Below are 17127 nucleotides of genomic sequence, written 5' to 3'. Positions count from 1 at the left end.
AGGGATGTTTGGTTGTTGTGGTTAGGGTCTAGTTAAAACTGCAGAGCGAAGGTAAATCGGTTGACGCCCGAGAAATACGCCTGCGTCTCGAACGCGTAATCGAGCGCGAACCCGAGGCTGCCGAAGCCGTAGCGCAGGCCGCCGCCGGCGGTGAACGAGCGCAGGGCATCGTCGAGCAGGAGTTCGCTGTAGCCGCCGCGGAGCATCACCAGGTCGTTAAAGAGGCCGAGTTCTGCGCCAAGGTTGATGTATTGTTCGCTGTTGTTCGGGTTGAGGGCGTCGACGGCGAGGGTGAGCCGGCTCATGTCGTTTGAGAACACTTCGCCGGCGAGGCCGATCCGCATCGTCAGCGGCATGTCGTACGCGTCGGTCCGCAGGAGCGCCCGGTTGCTTTCGTTATTGCCGCCGTTGTTGGGGTCGATATCCACCACCACCAGCAGGTCGTCGCCGCTGAGTTGCATCTTGCTACCGAAATTGGTGATGGATGCTCCCAGCCGGATGCCGCGGAACGGTGTGATGAACAGGGTGCCGACATCGATGGCGACGCCGCTCGCGCTCGAATTCCAGATGCGTTCGTTGACGACCTTGACGGAGCCGCCGACGGAAAACCGATCGGTGAGATCGCGTGCGTAACTTAGCGCCAGCGCGTAGGAGCCGGCGGTGAACGTCTCGCCGGTGCCGTTTTGCTGGTCGACCGTCGTCACCTCCATGTCCGGCGTGCGCATCGACGTCAACCCGATCCCGATGGCGCCGTTGCCCATCGGAAGGGCGACGGAGAGAAAGTTGAAGTCCAGCCCCACGAGCCAGTCGGCGTATTCGAGGGTGACGGCGCCTTTATCGATGCCGGCGAGGCCCGCCGGGTTCCAATAAATCGATGTAGCGTCGTCGACCGATGCCGTGATCGCGTTCCCCATCGCCGTCGCCCGCGCTCCCACCGGGATGGACAGGAAGTCGGCCGCCGTGGTGCCCCGCTTGGTGACGGCGCGCGTGAGGCTTTCGAACTGCGCGTAGGCCGGCGTCGCCACGAGGGCGAGCAGCAGGGCAAGGCCGAGTCTAATTGGTTGCATAGGTATCATTCAAAGGACGAGGAGGGGATCGTAGACATAGCCCAACTCCTGATTCGCATTATTTAATGATGGCGAAGGTGCCCTCGTGTTCGCCGATGCCGGGTGCTTCAATGTGGTAGAGGTAGATGCCGTAGGCGATGGAGAGATTGTCGTCGCTCTCGAGGTCCCACTCGGCGATGCCATTCATCAGATCGGCCGGCGTGAGGCTCTGGTTCGCTCCGGTGTTGTGCTCGATGGTGCGCACGAGTTTACCGCCGACGGTGAAGATGCGAATCGTGCACTGGGGCGGCAGGTTGATAAACTGGATGACCCGCGGCCCGCGCCCGGTCGCAAATGGATTGAGCGGTTCGAACGAGTTCGTGACAACGTACGGGTTGGGGACGACACGGATATCGTCCAACTGCGCGCTCGCCAGTTCGGTATCGATCCTGGGCTCTCGTGTGACGAACTCAAACTCGTCCGAGGCGAGGAACGGCTTGCGGATCTTGATGTCGATCGCATCGCCGGCCTGCGGGTTCTGCCGGTCCCGCAGTACAAAGTTGAGGCTGAACATCCAGGTCACGATATCCGTCTGGCTCGCGTCGCCGACGGCCGGCTCGATGACGATGATGCGGTCGCTCTCGGCACTCGTCGGCTCCGTACCGAAGGTCGCCGGCGTCGTCGCCGTGGCGCCCTGGAAGTCTTCTCCCGTCAGATCCCAGAACGCGTACTTGACCTCCTCGCCCGTCGAGGTATTAAAGACCTTTACGTTGGTCGGCCGAGCCGGGAGGGACACGGTGCGGCGCACCTGGGCGGCCGTCGACTGCCCCTCGCCGGCGCCGACGACCTCGATCCGGTAGTCGGCGGGGTTACGCAGACCGCGAATGAAGCCGGCGGCGAGGTAGGGTTCGGCGGCAATGGGATAAATCTCCTCCCGATTCCACCTCGTTTCCGTACTGTTCAAGATGATAAACGGCTCGGGTAGGAACGTGAGCTGGAAACCGATGGCCTCCCCATCGTCGCTAAAAATCGGGAACTCCTTACCCTCTCCGAAACGGGTCGATCGATCGAGCAGCACCCGGTTCTCGGTCACATCGATCAGAGTGAAGGTCTTCGTCGTCAGCGTATCCGGCGTCGCGCTGCTGCCCACTTTAAGCGTGTCCTCAAAGGTGACGCGGTAGACGTGGTCGGGCTTGATGGCTCGTGGATCGAGGATGCCATATTGGATGCGGCTGGAGGTGAAGCCTTTCGTGCGCGGCAAGTTCGTCACGGCGCTCCCGTCGGGCGCAAGCAACGTGGCGCCGACAAAGCCGGCAGCCGCGGCGCTCGGCACCACCTGCGCCACATTCCGTCCTGTCTCCACCGTGCCATCGGGGAGCCGGCGGATACGGACCGGGGTCTCCGTCGGCGGGATGTTGGCCCCGACGGCGCCGAAGTCGTACGCGGTCACGGCGTAATAATACGTGATGCCATTCGTCACGTCGGTATCGATATATGAATGGCTCAGCCCGGTAGCATCTTCGCCGGCCGTCTGTCGATTATCGCCCAGATAGAACTTGACGCCGTTCACATCGACCGGATGAAACCCTTCGAACCCGTTGATCTTGTCGAACTGCGCGATCGGTCGGCGGAGCAGGCGGTTGCCGAATCCATCCGTAATCACCGTCGCATCGAGAAACGCCGGGTCCGTCGATCGATAGACCCGATACCCCTCGAAGTCCCGCGCCTCGAGGCCGAGCCCGTTCAGGAAGGGGTCGAACGACTCCTCCGAATCACTGTCCCAGTACAGCGTCACCTGCCCGTTGCCGGGCACGGCCGTGAGTTCGGGCGTGATCGGGGCCTGCGCGAACTGATAATCTTCCAGATAGGCCTGGAGCGCCTTTTCGCGCGAGTCGATCACCTGCTGCTGATTGAGCCCCAGCTGCACGGAGATCGAGATTCGCTCCGTCTGGCCGGCCTTGAGCGGGAAGAGGCTGCTCGTGACGACGATGTCGTTCTCGCCCGGCTCGGGGATCGTGATGTCGAAATCGCCCGGGATCATGAAGGTGAAGAACAGGAACCGGTCCGACTGGCTGTTGAAGTTCAGCGTGAAGGCCGGGATGATCTGGACGTTGGTGATGCCGATCTGGTCGGATTCCGAGACGTCGGTCACGTCGATATTGCGCTCGCCGGGGAAGTCTGTGCCGGCGCCGGAGGTCGGGGCGCCGTCGCCGTCGCCCGGGTCGCTGTCAAACGGCACGCCGTTCAGGCCGGTGTCGTCCTGGAGCGGGTTCCAGTCGCCATCGTTGTCGATCCCATCCGCGCGGCTCTCGTCGATCATCTCGTCGATGCCTTCGTCGATGCCCTCGTCGATCGCGCCGTCTTCATCGTTGTCGACCCCATCGACATAACACTTCCCGAGGTCTTCCGGGCCAACATCATACAGCACGACGGATGTGCCGGGGACCGGGAAGCGCCGGTACGGGTCCGTTGCCGCCGCATCAATCATGGCCTGGGTGACCGCCGGCGAACCGGGCTCGCCGAGGTAGGGATACGCGGCGGTTGGCGCGACGCACGAATCGTCGTTATCGATCCCATCCTTGAAGCCTCGCCCGAGGTCCGCGGCGTCCACGCCAATCAGATGCACCCGGCCGGCCGGCGGATTCGGCGGCCACCGCTGGAAACCGTCGCCGGACGCCTCGTCGATCATCGTCTGGGTAACCACCGGCCCGCCCTGCTCGCCGTCGCCGTCGTTGTCGATATAATCGGCATACCCTACACCCGGGCTCTGGGCCTGTTCGCCCGAGAACGGGACGTGGGTGTTGTTTTCGTCGATCAGACCGTTGTTGTTGTCATCAACACCGTTGTTGGGGTTTTCACCCACCAGAAATCCCTCGGGCACGACCGGGCTGGTACACTCGCCCACCGCCGGGGTACACGTTTCCGCCGTCGATCCGTCGGCGTCGTTGTCGATGCGGTCCGTGGCGTTGCCGGGCGTTTCGAGAAAGGCGAAGGCCGCCGTCCCAACGGGATCCGAGCCGAACGGCTCCGTGCCGATGCCGTCCGCGTCGGTCATGAAGGCGACGTCTTCCAGGATGTCGAAGAAGGGGATGTCGTCGGACGCGTCCCCGCCGACGAGATCGGCCAGCCAGAGGCTGAACCCGACACGGTCGAGGTCCTCCGTACCGTCGTTTTTCACGGCATGGAGCAGAAAGACGACGTCGTCGATGAGGATCTGGCTCCAGGCGAGGGTGCGCACTTCCGTAACAAGGCCGAGGCCCTTGCGGGTGAGGTCGGTGCTATCGGGGAAGTAGGAGGGATATCGGTCGTACTGGTCGTCCCCCACTTTGTAAAAGAATTCCTGGTCGGCGTTGAAGTTATCTTTTCCAAAGAAGCCGTTCCACGAGCCGGCCCAACCGGGATCGGTGGCATCGTCGAGTTTATCGGGCCAGGAGGATGGCCAGGAGGTCGGCTCGTCCGACTGGGCGATGCCGAAGGCCCTGCCGGCGGGGTTCACATACCCCTGGATCGGCTCGAACGTCCACGACCGGTTTTCATCCACCGGATTGCTGCGAAAATCCGACACCTCCACCAACCACAGGTCCTCGCCATTCCGGTCGGTAGCCTCGGTGCCCACCCAGAGCTGAGTCAGGGCGATGTAGATCCGGTTCGTGTTTTTGGGCCATTCGTACAGGAAGTCGCCCGGGCTACCGGAGTTGGCCGTCTGCGCCCAATTGGTGATGGTGGCGCGGATGTTATTCCCGTCGATGACGTCGCTGCGCCGCTCGAACGGATCGACGCGTTCGTTGCCCGGTACGTGGTTACGGTCGATCACGCCCTGGGCCCGAACGGCTGGCACGGCCACGCCGAGGAGCAGTACGACAGCGATCCAAAAAGGACCGATGAGAGATAGGACGGGTCCGAACACCTTACTCGTCATCACCGCGGAGGCGGGGATCCATCCACCAGACTGGCTCAAGGCTGGATCCCCGCTTTCGCGGGGATGACGCGACCTTGTAGAGAAAGGAGAACCCGGCATCATCTGAACGTCGAACATCGCCAAAAGGGTGTGATCTATCTTTTGCATGACTAAAATCTAATATCCAGGCCGAGTTGGACGCGGCGCGGCTCGCGGTAAAAATCGGGTCGGATCCAGAACCCGGGGTCGACGGCGCCCTGCCGGAATTGCTCGAGCGTGAGATCCGGGAGGCCGGTGTCCGCATAGACGCCGTTGATGTTGCGCGAGTCCAGCACGTTATACACCTCCACAAACACACGCGGGCGGATCCGGCCGGCTCCGAACTGTTTGCTCAGGCTCAGGTCCGCCTCGTAGGCGCCGGGCTGCCGGCGCGAGTTCGTCGAAAACTCCGGCTGCACGTCGTTCCCGACGATCGAGGCGGAGGGGAACGATGGGGTGTACGGGAAGCCGGACTCGAACCGGAGCCGCAGCGACGCGCTCCATCCATCCTTGCCGCCGTAGATGGCGCCGGCCACTTTATGGCGCTGATCCCAGTTGAGCGGCAGCAGCGCGAGCGTCGGCTGATTGTTGCCGAGCAACGAGAAGAACTCATCGGCGGGGTTGGAATTCGAGCCCTCGACCACCTGGTAGGTGTAGTTAAAATCGAACCCGTAGTTCTCTCTGAACAGACGCGAGAGGGTAAGGGTCACGCCGCGGGTGTTGGCGTAGTCCCGGTTCGTGTAGATCACATAACTCACGCCAGGCAGGGCGGATGTGATCAGGGTCGACGTCGACACCCAGTTCCGCACGTCGCGGTAATAGGCGGTCAGATCCACCACGTAGGCCCCATCGCCGAACCCCTGCTTGAACCCGATCTCGTACATCGTGGTCTTCTGCGCCTCGAGGTTCGGGTTGCCGAACGGGCCATACTGGCCGGACAACGTGGGCAGCTTGTAGGATGACCCATCGAACAGGTTATTCAGCGTCGGGATCTGGAAAAACAGTCCAAACGAGAAATGGATGACGCCCTCGGCCGTGATCGGATAGGCGACGCCCAGGCGGGGCGAAAGCTGCAATTTGGCGTCGGCGTCGGTGTACCAGTAGGCCTCGCGCTCGGCCACGGTCCGCGCGTTTTCGGCCGTCTCTTCGTCGATCGTGATGACGCCGTCGCCATTGGCGTCGCGGAAGCGGTTGATCTTCTTGAGCGGGTTGAAGATGTTGGGGTCTTCGGAATCGGCCGGCAGCGTCGCCCGCGAGTCGAAGTAATCGACCCGGAAGCCGGCGTTTACGATGAAGCTGTCGAACTCGATCTTATCCTGCAGATACCCGCTCAGGGTGATCGGCTCGGCGCCTTCGAAGGCATTAAAGGCCGAGGAGGTCTCGACGGGGATCGCCGGCCGGAACGGGACGACCGGACTGCCGCTTGGATCGACGGCGGGGATGAGGCTGAACGCCTCAAAATCCAGCTGATCGAGCCGCGCGAGCAGGCCGGCCTTCACCAGGTGGTGCCGGCCAAACTGGCTGGAGAGGTCGAACTTGACCATGTACGAGCGCGTCGACCGGTTGAAGTGGCCCAGGTCGGTCCCGCCGCGCAAGAACCGGCCGCCGCCCGTGACCACGGAGTCGGGCGGATTGATCAGGAAGTCGTTGTACCGGGCATCAAACGGATCCTCGTACAGGTACGACTCTGCCTTTCGGAAAAATGTCGCCAGGTCGAACGTGTAAAATGTGCGCGAACTAAGGATGTGTGTCAGTTTCAGCTTGGCGTCGTAGCCGTCGTCCTTGAACTGGGGGATACCTTCCGGATTCCACCGGAACCCCAGGTACCGGCCGCCGAGGTCGTCGGAACGGCTGATGGAGCCGAGGCCGATGAGGTTCAGCGTCATGTTCTGGCTGAGCTTGAGCTTCAGATTGCCCTGCCAACTGTATTTCTCGAATTCGTTCATCGGCACGATAGCGCTATCGCCGCGGGTGCCGTTCGGGTTGAAGTTGCGCGAGCCGAAGAGCCAGCCGTCGTTCTTGAAGTAGCGGCCCAGGGCAAAAAACGTTAACCGATCCCCAAACACAGGGCCCTCCAGCGCCACCTTTACGTTCTCGAAATGCGTCGGCTCGAGGGGGAGATACGAGTATGGGTCGATGTCGCGGTATAGGATGCCGGTCTCGGGGTCCTGCAGCTCCGCCACATCCGTTCCGCGCAACACCGACGGACCTTCGCCGCCGGGAACGACGTAGGCGCCGGCGTAAGCCTCCACCGATCCCGTGTATCGATCCCCCCTCCCCTCCTTGGTGACGACATTGATCACGCCCGACATCGCGTTGCCGAACTCGGCGTTGAACGTGCCGGAGATGACCTGCAGCTCCTGGATGCCGTCGTTCTCGAGCTGCACGGCCTGGGAGCCGTCGTAGCTGTCGGACACCGGCACGCCGTCCACCATGAACAACACCTCGCTGCTCCGCCCACCGCGGATATGGATGCCGTCGCGGGTGGTAATGCCGGCCTGGACTTCCAGGATCTGGCTGAGCTCGGTCACGGGAAGCTGGTCAATTTTTTCGGCCGAGACGCGGGCCTCGGAGCTGGTGATGTCTTTACGGACCGCGATGGCATCCGCCGTGACGACGATCTCCTCGCCCTGAATCACCTCCTCGCGCAGCGCGAAGTCTACGGTAGTCGTGAGATCGAGGTTGACGCCCACGCCTTCTCGCCGCTCGGTGGCGAAGCCAACGAACGAGGCGATGATGGTGTAGGTGCCAGGCCGGACGCCGATCATCACAAACTGACCGTCGAGGTCGGTCGTCGACCCGCGCGTCGTGCCTTCGATGAACACGTTGACGCCTGGCAGCGGCTCACCCGTGGCGCCTTCCGTGACGCGGCCGGCTATCTTGCCGGTCTGGGCGAGGGCACTGGAACCTGCGCCGGCAATTAATGCCATCAACATCAGAATACGCACCATAGACTGAAGGTCGAGCCGTAGCCCGTTCCGTTTATACATGGGTCTTTTTGATCGCCATCTGGGTGAGCGTGGCTTCGTCGATCTCGACGTTGCTTTCGCTACGGAGTTGTTCGATACGGGCCCGGAGCACGCGGTCCATCGACCCGCTTCGCAGCCGTTCCTCGATCAGCGGCCGGGCCGCCTCGAATGCCATAGGGCGCGCCTCCTGACGGTCGCCTACGAGGAGGAGCACATAGTGGCCGCGTACTTCGATCGGGCCGAGGAGCGTACCCGCCAACGCCCCAAACACCGGATCCGCCAGGACGCCCAGTTGGTCTGCCGCCACATACCCCATGTCGCCCCCGGTGGCGACGGCGCCCGGGCGGATGGAGTGGGCGCGCGCGAGTTCCGCGAAGGTCGCCGGCGTAGCCAGATCACGCATTCGGGCCGCCTCTACGGGGCTGTCAAGTAGGATTTCGGAGACGCGAACTCGCGCCGGCTCGCTGAACTCCTGGCCAAAAGTGGCGAAATACGCGCGCACGGAGTCCTCTAGAACAGGCGCCTCCCGCGCCAGGTCGCGCATGACTTCTTCCCGGATCCAATCGCGCATCGCGGCTTCAAACGCCCGCGCGTAGGCCTCCTCCTCCTCCAGCCGCCGCTCGGCGGCGGCTCCGAGCATGGCCTCGCGCACAAGCAAGCCCTCGATAAACGCCATCAGCGTCTCCCGGTCAGTGACGGCCGCGCGCTGGGCCTCGCTCGTCGATGCGGCTGCCTCGCGAAAGCGGACGACGCTCCAACTCTGCCGCTCATCGGGTGCGCCAGACGCCACCAGTTCCGCCTGCAACCACGCCTCTTCCTGGGTATCCGGCACGGGGGGCCCAACGATCTGGCGCAGCAACCGGGCCAGCTGGGCCTCGTCGTACACCGGCACAAGCGCAGCCGCGAGGTCGCGCGCGTGTTGGGCGCGGGCGGCTGTTTTGCGGCGGTAGGTGACGTAGTGCTCCATGCGGTCCCGCCGCGTGGCGAATTCGAACTCGGTCAACAGGGGCTTTGTGAAGCGATCCTCTACCCGGATGATCGAATAACCCGTTTGCGTGCGCACGGGATCGGAGATGGCGCCGATCGGAAGGGTGTAGGCGGCCTCTTCGAAGGACGGATCCAGCTCGTCGATGCTGAACGCTCCCACCGATCCGCCGGAGTGCGCCAGGGCCGAGTCCGCGAAGACCTCGCGCGCCAGTTCCTCGAAGGAAGCGCCGCCGTCCAGGCGCCGGCGTAGCGCGAGGGCCTCGTCGAGCGTGCGGGCGTAGAGGTGACGGGCTTCGACCGTCGTGTTGGCGCGGACAAACATGGCCTGGAGGTCTTCCTCGGAAATTTGGAGGGTATCGTAGAGGGCGCGCTGGACGTAGAGTTCGATCAGCAATTTCTCGCGGATGCGCTCGGCGGCGGCGGCGTAGCCGGCTCGATCTTCGACGCCGGCCTCACGCGCTTCGCGTACCAGCAGTCGCTCGGCAACCAGTGTATGGAGCAGGTGCGTGCGGTGTCGCGGGTTATCCTGTAGTCCGGTTGCCAGTAAATACCCGACATATCGCGTCCGAAATTCTTCCACCCCGATGGCCTCGCCATCGACCCGGGCGACGCTCGGGAGCGTTTCTGCCCCATCGCCCACGCCGCAGCCCGACAGGATCAGCAGGAGGATGGCGGAAACCACACAGAGGATATGTACCGGCAGAGCCCTTCTCATTTCGCTAGACGTAGGCGATTCCGGTGATTGGGGTCGAGTGGGCGAGTTCGCCGGCGGCCGGCGCGCTCGATCCCCGCACGACGAGGCGCGGGTTAAAATGCATCTGGGAGATGGGGCGCTCCGGCGCCTCGATGCGCCGCAACAACTTCTCGAGCGCCACGCGGCCCATTTCATACATAGGCTGGCGCAGGGTAGAGAGGCCGACGTATTTGCTGATCATGATATCGTCAAACCCGATCAACCCAATGGCCGTGGCGCCGCGCTCCTGCATGGCCTGGAGCGCGCCCAGCGCCTGGATATCCGAAACGGCAAACACGGCGTCTGGCGGGGTATCCATGTCGAGAAACCCTTCCATGGCGCTACGCCCCGCATCTTCCGTGAAGCCGTGGTAGTCCGGGTCGTCGGAGGCGCGGACTAGGGCCTCGTCGTACGCGATGCCGGCCTCGCGCAGGGCGCGTCGGTATCCTTTTTCCCGCTCAATGGATGGCGCCGAGGCCGCGTTGGCCGTGATGATGCCTATCCGGCGGTAGCCCTGCTCGATCAGGTGCCGGGTGGCCATGTAGCCGCCGAGTTCGTTGTCGATCGATACCGCGTCGAAGTCGCTGTGGTAGACATCCACCAGCACCACCGGCTGCCGGCTCGATTGGAGCAGGCGGGTGCGCTCGGCGTCGAGCGGCGTGCTAAAGAGCAGGACGCCGGCCGATCGGCCGCGCTGGATCACGTTTGCCAGCTGGTCATCAATCGTCTCCATCGATGCCGTGCTGTGCACCACCAGGTCGTAGTCGCTGCACACCAGGCTGTCCTGCACGCCGCGCAGCACCTCCAGGTAAAAATAACTCGTCATCATGGGGATGACGGCCGATATCCAGTGGGACCGACGTTTCGCGAGGCTGCGCGCCGTCGGATGCGGCACATACCCCAATTCCCGCGCCACCACACACACGCGATCCCGGGTGGAGGCCGAGACGCGGGGGCTGTTGTTGAACACGCGCGACACGGTGGCGATGGACACGCCGGCGGCGTTTGCAATGTCGTAAATCGTAGCTTCCTTCCGCATAGGCACAGCGACCGGTCGGCCGCCTATTCATGGACCGTGTAAGCGCTTACACACGTGAGGCCAGGGAAGTAATGAAAAGGGATTATGAAGATCAAGGGAGTGACTGTGAATTACCCTTGACGCGGCGGCGATCAGGCCGCCGGCACGGGCGTATCATCCCAGTGTTCGATGGCGTCGATGATGGCGTCGACGATCTTATCCTCGTCGATGGTCTTGACGATCTTGCCCTTTTTGAAGAGGTGCGCGCGGCCGCGGCCACACGCCACCCCGAGGTCGGCGCCGGCGGCCTCGCCAGGGCCGTTCACGGCGCAGCCCATGAGGGCCACGTTGAGGTCCTTCTCGAAGCGCCGGCTCTTGATGGCCGCCTCGACCTCCTCGGCGATGCGAAAGAGGTCGACTTCCAGCCGACCGCACGTCGGGCAGGCGATGATATTGACGCCCGGCCGGCCGAGGCGGAGCGACTTAAGGATCTGGTGCCCCACTTCCACCTCCTTCACCGAATCCGTCGTCAGCGACACCCGGATCGTATCGCCGATGCCCTCGGCGAGCAGCGCGCCGATGCCGATCGAGCTTTTGACCGTGCCCGAGCTGAGCGTGCCGGATTCCGTGACCCCGAGGTGCAGGGGGAAATCGGTCCGCTCGGCCAGCAGCTTGTAGGCCTGGATCATGAAGAACACATCCGAGTGCTTCACCGAAATAATGATGTCCTCGAACCCGTTCGCCGCGCAGATTTCGACGTGTCGCATCGCGCTTTCGTAGAGCGCTTCGGGCTGCGGATACCCGTATTTATCGAGAATATCGCGCTCGAGCGAGCCCGAATTCACCCCGATGCGGATGGGGATGCCGGCCGCCTTTGCCGCGAGCAGGACTTCCCGTTCCCACTCTGGCTTCCCGATGTTTCCGGGGTTGATGCGCACTTTCGCCACGCCGGATTCGATCGCTTTTAACGCATACTGGTAATTGAAATGGATATCGGCGACGATCGGCACGGGTGAGCCCAGCACGATGTCCCGCAGCGCATCGGCGTCCTCGGGGCGCGGCACCGCGACGCGGACGATATCCGCCCCGGCCTCCGCGAGGCCGCGGATTTCCGCGAGGCAGATCTCCACATCGTGGGTCTTGGAGACGGTCATGGACTGCACCGAGATCGGGGCGCCGCCGCCAATCTGGACAGAACCAACCTGAACGGCACGCGAAATACGACGGGGACGTTGCATATCTATTGAGTAAAAGCTGGAATCAAGGGTGGCGTTCAACGACGGTTGGCCCCGCGAGGTTGCGACCGGCCATACGCGTGATACACGGGAACCGGCGTCTACTCACAGCCTGGCCTGATGGCCGCTCGTCACGGTCGCCAACCGAGTACGACGCGGAGCGGGCGGTGGTCCGAATAGGTGGCTAGGATCACCTCCGCGCTACGGATCTCCCATGCCGGCGAAACCAGCACATGATCGATCCGGACGAAGGGGTACCGGGTGTGGTAGGTGAAGCCGAAGCCTTTGCCGACTTCTGAGAAGGCGTCCTGCATGCCGGCCGCGAGGTGCGCATACGACCAGTTATGCACGGTGCTGTTGAAATCGCCGCTGACGATGAGCGGCAGCGTCTCCTGATCCATCAACGCGCGAATGCTTTCGGACTCCACGGCCCGGAGCAGAAACGCCTGGCGGTATTGCCCGAGATACGACCGCCAGAAATCCAGCGACAGCAGGCGGCGTTCGGCATCGGACCAGGGCTTCCGCTCGCCAAAGGTGCGGAGGTGCACGTTATACAGCACCGCTTCGCGCCCCTGCCAGCTAAACCGATACCGCGTCACCCCCATCGACAGGGAGTCGTCCGTCGCCATCTTGATGCGTCGCTCCTCCAGGAGAATGACCTGCCCCGTGCGCGCCCAGACGGGCTGGAAGGTGGTCTCGATGCGGGGCCCTTCTTCCGCGTGAACGACCACGCCGGCCGCGCCCAGTTTCTTTTCCAGACCCTGGAAATTCACGATGCGCTGCTCGCGCCGGCGGTAGCGAATAAGCAGGTCCTGAAACACGTATAGGTCGGATTCCATCTGCTGCACGACCTCGGCCAGCACGTCTGGACTCTGGACCGCAGTGTAGGACTCAAGGTGCCCGATATTAAACGAGAGGAGCCGTAACCCTTCGCCCGGATCCGACGCGCCGCCGACAAAAGGCGAAAACCGGACGAGCACCAGCCCGAGCGCGATGACATAAACCGCCAGCAGGCGCCATGCCCTTGCATAGACAACCAACAGGGCAAAGGGGATCAGGGCGAGGCATAGATAGGGCAACCCTACCGCGATCAGTTGCAGCCACCAGAATGTCTCGGGGTGGATATAGCGGGCGGCATAACCGCCTACAAAAACGCCTAAAACAACGATGTGGAGCAGGTAAAACGCCCACCATCGAAAACGATGCGCCGAAGGATTCGAACTCACGTTAGCGTTGGCTGGCCTCGTAGAGGATGCGCTTCTCCTCGGCCGTCAGGGCGTCGTATCCTCTGGCGCTGATCTTATCGAGGATGCGATCGACTTCGTTTTCAACGGAAGGCTCGGCGACATCGAGTTCCACTTCCGCCGCCGACGGGCGGGACACCGTTGGCGGCGCCGGCCGTGGGACGCGCCGGCTCTGACGGGTGGCGAGCCAGCTTTCGATCCGCTTCAGAACACCCTCCGGAGGCTGCGTGCGGCCGCGTTGCGCGCTGCTACGCGTGGGCGTACGCTGCCGGAAGAAGATCCGGGCCCAGGACGAGAGATCCACCCCCCGGCTTTCCGCTTTGGCGTACAGAAACCCGAACAGCGCCCCCCCCAGATGCGCCGCGACAGCCGTGTTGCTATCGGACATGAACACCACATTCAGCGCCAGGACGGCCAGGACCAGATACAGCAACCGGATGTTGCCGATGAACATGAGGCCCACTGTCTTAAACGGATACTGGATCGCCACCACCATCATAATCCCCAACACCGACGCCGAGGCCCCGTGAACGATGCCGCTGAAGGCCGCTACCCCCGGGAAAATCAGATGCAGGAGGACCGTGAGCACGCCGCCGCCGACACCCGTGATCAGATACGCCGCCATCAACCGGTGGGCGCCGTGTAATTCCTCATACTCCCGGCCGATCCATACCAACCAGAGCATGTTGAACAGGATGTGAATCAGCCCCCAGAAGTTGGTCCCGAGATGGAGAAAGTTGTAGGTGACGAACTGCCAGGGCTTGAAGATGACCGTACGCAGATCCGCGTTCAGGGCCAGATGGGCATACACAAAATCCCCCACCAGTGGCACGAAGCGAAGAATCAGCCAGGCCGCATACAGGACGACATTGATCGTCAGCAACGCACGCAACGCCGGCGGCTGCATGCGATACCAGGATTGGAATTGATTCACGGCGTTCATTCAGCTTATCCACGGGCCGGCGTTCTGGTCGACACGTACCGGCATGTTCGATGCTCGGTTAATACAACCCTCGTCCGAGAAGGTTTACACACCCGAAGCGATTTCATGTCCCTCCGTAAAGGCGCACGCCCCGCCTGCCTAAACGGTCAATACAGCGTTTTTTCGGGCTTGAGGGGCAGTTGGCCACGCCAGTAGAGCAGGAGCAGGAGACCAAAAACCATGCCGCCAAGGTGCGCGAAGTGGGCCACGCCGTCCGCCGCGCCGGTCGCCCCCGAGAACAGGGATATGGCGCCCATACCGGCTACGAACCACTTGGCCTTGATCGGTATAAAAAAATTCAGGTAGATGATCTGGTTCGGATACGTCATACCGAAAGCCAGCAACAGCCCGTAGACGCCGCCCGAGGCACCTACCGTGACGGCGTACGAACCCGACAGGTATTGGGTGACGAGTTGCACCAGGCCGGCGCCGACGACGCAGACGAAATAAAAGATCGCGAACCGCTTCGACCCCCACGCATTCTCAAGCTGAGCCCCGAACATCCAGAGCGCGAACATATTAAACAGGAGGTGGAAAAAATCGCCATGCAGGAAGCCGTAGGTAACCAGCTGCCACGGCCAGAAGTCGGCCATCGTCCGCAACCCGCGCGATGTCATGATCGCATCCGGCGCCCCCAACGGCCAGAGCGCAAGCCACGTATCGAGAAATTGCGACAACGGGCTCCCCTGAGCCATCTGCCCCAGAAACAAGAGCCCGTTGATGATGAGCAGGTTCTTCAGAACCGGTGGAAACACCGAGAATTGTAACTGAGGCCGATAGGTATCTTGATACATCTGGGAAGGCTCCGTTGCGCTACGTATACTCTCCTCAAGTATACTCTCGTTTAAGCTCCTACGCCGTGGTACTCTTTGTTTCGGACATGCATTTCGGCCGCGGCGATCGTCAAACCGAGCGCCACCATGAAGCCGCTCTCCTCCAGTGCCTGCGGCATCATGAGGCGCGGACGAGCCATTTGGTGCTGCTCGGTGACGTTTTTGACCAGTACATCGAATACCGCCACCTCGTTCCAAAAGGCGGGGTCCGATTGCTGGGCTTGCTGGCGGACTGGGTGGACGCCGGCCGGCGCGTGACGTATGTCCTCGGCAATCACGACCCCTGGCACCTCACGTATTTCCACGACGAATTGGGCGTCCAGATCGTACGCGCCGATGTGCATCTGGACCTCGGCGACACGCCGGCGTATCTCGCGCACGGGGACCAGTTCGGCTCGCGTGTGCCGCTGTATGCCGCCCTCAAGGCGGCGCTCCGACATCCGGCGCCGGTGTGGCTCTACCGAAACCTCCTCCCGGCCGACCTCGGAGCCCGCCTCGCACGCGGCGTCCTCCGGCGCATCCACACCGACGTCATCAACCCGGCCGTCATACGCGCCCTGCGCGAAAAGGCACACCGGACACTGACGGACACCCCGGCCCGCCTCGTTGTGATGGGCCACAGCCACGTTCCGGAGATCCAACGCTGGCCGGAGGGCGTTTATGTAAACACAGGCTGCTGGCGAACATCACGTACGTTGGCTATACTGGACGAATCCGGGATTCACCTGCTGCAATGGAACGGGAGCGACGCCCGGGACGTTGAGAGTCCTTCGGAGCCGCCCGGAACCGCTTTGTAAACGTGCGTTGCGCGTTAAAGCGTTACGCGTTTGGTTTTAGAATTGGGCTTTGCGGCTAAATTGAGCGTACCAAGATCAGCAACGTTCAACGCCAAAACGTTCACCGCGCAACGTTTTAACGCGTAACGTCATTTCGTATCACTGAAAGGATCTACCTCGTCACTCCAAGCTTGCCGCTCGCACTATGCCTGAAGACTGGCCCTATACCGATGAGGAACTCAGGGAGTACTTCAACAATCCGGATCTTCGCCGCACGAAGGCGGCACATGATTTCATAGCGTCCAGGGGGGGCTCCTCTGAACCACCGACGGATGGTATCTTAGGGTATCTGCATCGTCGCCTCGGGGACCGACGCAAAGTGCAGGCCGCACTGGCCGTGGGGACCCTCGCCGGCATCTTTTTCCTCGGCCTCGGCGCCATCACGCTGTTTCTCGTCACGCTCGGCGAGGAGGACCTTCCCTCCCTCGAACAACTCGAAAACCCGTCCCTGCAGCTGGCTACCATCGCCTATTCGGCCGACGGCGTCGAGCTCGCACGGTACGCCCGCCAGAACCGCTCCTCCGTGACGGGAGAAGAAATCTCCCAGAACGTCCACAATGCCCTCATCGCCACCGAGGACCACCGGTTTTATGACCACTGGGGCATCGATCTCTTCCGGTTCCACGTCGCCGCCATCAAAACGGTGCTGGGAGATGTCCAGGGAGGCTCCACCATTACAATGCAGCTCGCCCGTAACCTCTACAACAAAGAGATCGGAAAGCAGCAGACCATCAGCCGCAAGCTGAAGGAAATGGTGACGGCCGTCGAACTCGAACGCCGCTATACCAAGGTTGAAATCGCCGAAATGTACCTGAATACGGTCGAGTTCGGCAGCAACGCCTTCGGCATCGAGGCCGCCGCGCGGACGTTTTTTAACGTCAGCGCCTCCGAACTCGACACGCTGCAGAGCGCGACGCTCGTCGGCATGCTCAAAGCCATCACCGCATACAACCCCCTACGCAACCCGGACAACGCCCGCCGCCGTCGTAATGTGGTCCTGGGCCAGATGATCAAACACGGCTACCTGAGCGAAGCGTTTCTGACACTGCATGCGGAAGTGCCGGTCGCTACGGACTTCAACCCGAACGAAATCACCCGGGGACCCGCGCCCTACTTTTCCGAATATGTCCGCCAGTGGCTGAACGATTGGTCGAAGGCCAACGGCACCGATTTTTATGCGGATGGGCTCTATGTCTTCACCACGCTCGATTCGCGCCTCCAGGAGCTCGCCGAAGCCTCCGTCGAGGAACAGATGGTGGGGTTGCAGGCCGTAGTGGATTTTGAGTGGAGCCGCCGGCGCGCCGGCG

At 62.5% G+C, this 17127-nt stretch carries 11 protein-coding genes; 2 read left to right on the top strand and 9 right to left on the bottom strand.

Going from position 1 to position 17127, the window contains the following annotated elements:
• Positions 1–32: 32 nt before the first annotated feature.
• The 9 genes from SH809_12495 to SH809_12455 all read right to left on the bottom strand — a co-directional run bounded on the left by SH809_12495 (position 33) and on the right by SH809_12455 (position 14945).
• Positions 33–1067, bottom strand: a complete 1035-nt coding sequence (locus SH809_12495) for a PorV/PorQ family protein (protein MDZ4700518.1) — start codon at positions 1065–1067, stop codon at positions 33–35.
• A gap of 58 nt (positions 1068–1125) precedes the next feature.
• Positions 1126–5004: a hypothetical protein gene (locus SH809_12490; protein MDZ4700517.1), complete on the bottom strand. Its 3879-nt coding sequence runs from the start codon at positions 5002–5004 to the stop codon at positions 1126–1128.
• A gap of 110 nt (positions 5005–5114) precedes the next feature.
• A complete protein-coding gene (locus SH809_12485) occupies positions 5115–7973 on the bottom strand; it encodes a TonB-dependent receptor (protein MDZ4700516.1) in 2859 nt (952 codons plus the stop codon).
• On the bottom strand, positions 7966–9621 hold the full coding sequence (locus SH809_12480; GenBank protein MDZ4700515.1) for a peptidylprolyl isomerase: 1656 nt from the start codon (positions 9619–9621) through the stop codon (positions 7966–7968). The genes SH809_12485 and SH809_12480 overlap by 8 nt, the downstream gene beginning before the upstream one ends.
• Before the next feature lie 37 nt (positions 9622–9658).
• Complete coding sequence (locus tag SH809_12475; protein ID MDZ4700514.1) at positions 9659–10711, bottom strand: LacI family DNA-binding transcriptional regulator; 1053 nt, start codon at positions 10709–10711, stop codon at positions 9659–9661.
• Positions 10712–10842: 131 nt separating this feature from the next.
• Positions 10843–11928: a flavodoxin-dependent (E)-4-hydroxy-3-methylbut-2-enyl-diphosphate synthase gene (ispG, locus tag SH809_12470; protein ID MDZ4700513.1), complete on the bottom strand. Its 1086-nt coding sequence runs from the start codon at positions 11926–11928 to the stop codon at positions 10843–10845.
• A gap of 128 nt (positions 11929–12056) precedes the next feature.
• A complete protein-coding gene (locus tag SH809_12465; protein ID MDZ4700512.1) occupies positions 12057–13151 on the bottom strand; it encodes an endonuclease/exonuclease/phosphatase family protein in 1095 nt (364 codons plus the stop codon).
• 1 nt (position 13152) lies between these two features.
• A complete protein-coding gene (locus SH809_12460) occupies positions 13153–14112 on the bottom strand; it encodes a rhomboid family intramembrane serine protease (protein ID MDZ4700511.1) in 960 nt (319 codons plus the stop codon).
• Between the two features lie 146 nt (positions 14113–14258).
• Positions 14259–14945 (bottom strand): rhomboid family intramembrane serine protease, encoded by a 687-nt coding sequence (locus SH809_12455; protein MDZ4700510.1) that lies wholly within the window; start codon positions 14943–14945, stop codon positions 14259–14261.
• A gap of 65 nt (positions 14946–15010) precedes the next feature.
• Here SH809_12455 and SH809_12450 point away from each other — a divergent pair, with 65 nt between their 5' ends.
• Together SH809_12450 and SH809_12445 are read left to right on the top strand one after the other, a co-directional pair.
• Positions 15011–15781: a UDP-2,3-diacylglucosamine diphosphatase gene (locus SH809_12450; GenBank protein MDZ4700509.1), complete on the top strand. Its 771-nt coding sequence runs from the start codon at positions 15011–15013 to the stop codon at positions 15779–15781.
• A gap of 184 nt (positions 15782–15965) precedes the next feature.
• A partial coding sequence (locus SH809_12445) for a transglycosylase domain-containing protein (protein MDZ4700508.1) occupies positions 15966–17127 on the top strand: 1162 nt, incomplete at its 3' end.

Source organism: Rhodothermales bacterium, from assembly GCA_034439735.1.
GTDB lineage: Bacteria > Bacteroidota > Rhodothermia > Rhodothermales > JAHQVL01 > JAWKNW01.
This window is presented reverse-complemented; position numbering and strand designations above follow the sequence as displayed.

Coding starts and splice junctions, on each gene's coding strand:
- SH809_12495 (MDZ4700518.1), bottom strand. CDS start 1,067: ATGCAACCAATTAGACTCGGCCTTGCCCTGCTGCTCGCCCTCGTGGCG.
- SH809_12485 (MDZ4700516.1), bottom strand. CDS start 7,973: ATGTATAAACGGAACGGGCTACGGCTCGACCTTCAGTCTATGGTGCGT.
- SH809_12475 (MDZ4700514.1), bottom strand. CDS start 10,711: ATGCGGAAGGAAGCTACGATTTACGACATTGCAAACGCCGCCGGCGTG.
- ispG (MDZ4700513.1), bottom strand. CDS start 11,928: ATGCAACGTCCCCGTCGTATTTCGCGTGCCGTTCAGGTTGGTTCTGTC.
- SH809_12460 (MDZ4700511.1), bottom strand. CDS start 14,112: ATGAACGCCGTGAATCAATTCCAATCCTGGTATCGCATGCAGCCGCCG.
- SH809_12455 (MDZ4700510.1), bottom strand. CDS start 14,945: ATGTATCAAGATACCTATCGGCCTCAGTTACAATTCTCGGTGTTTCCA.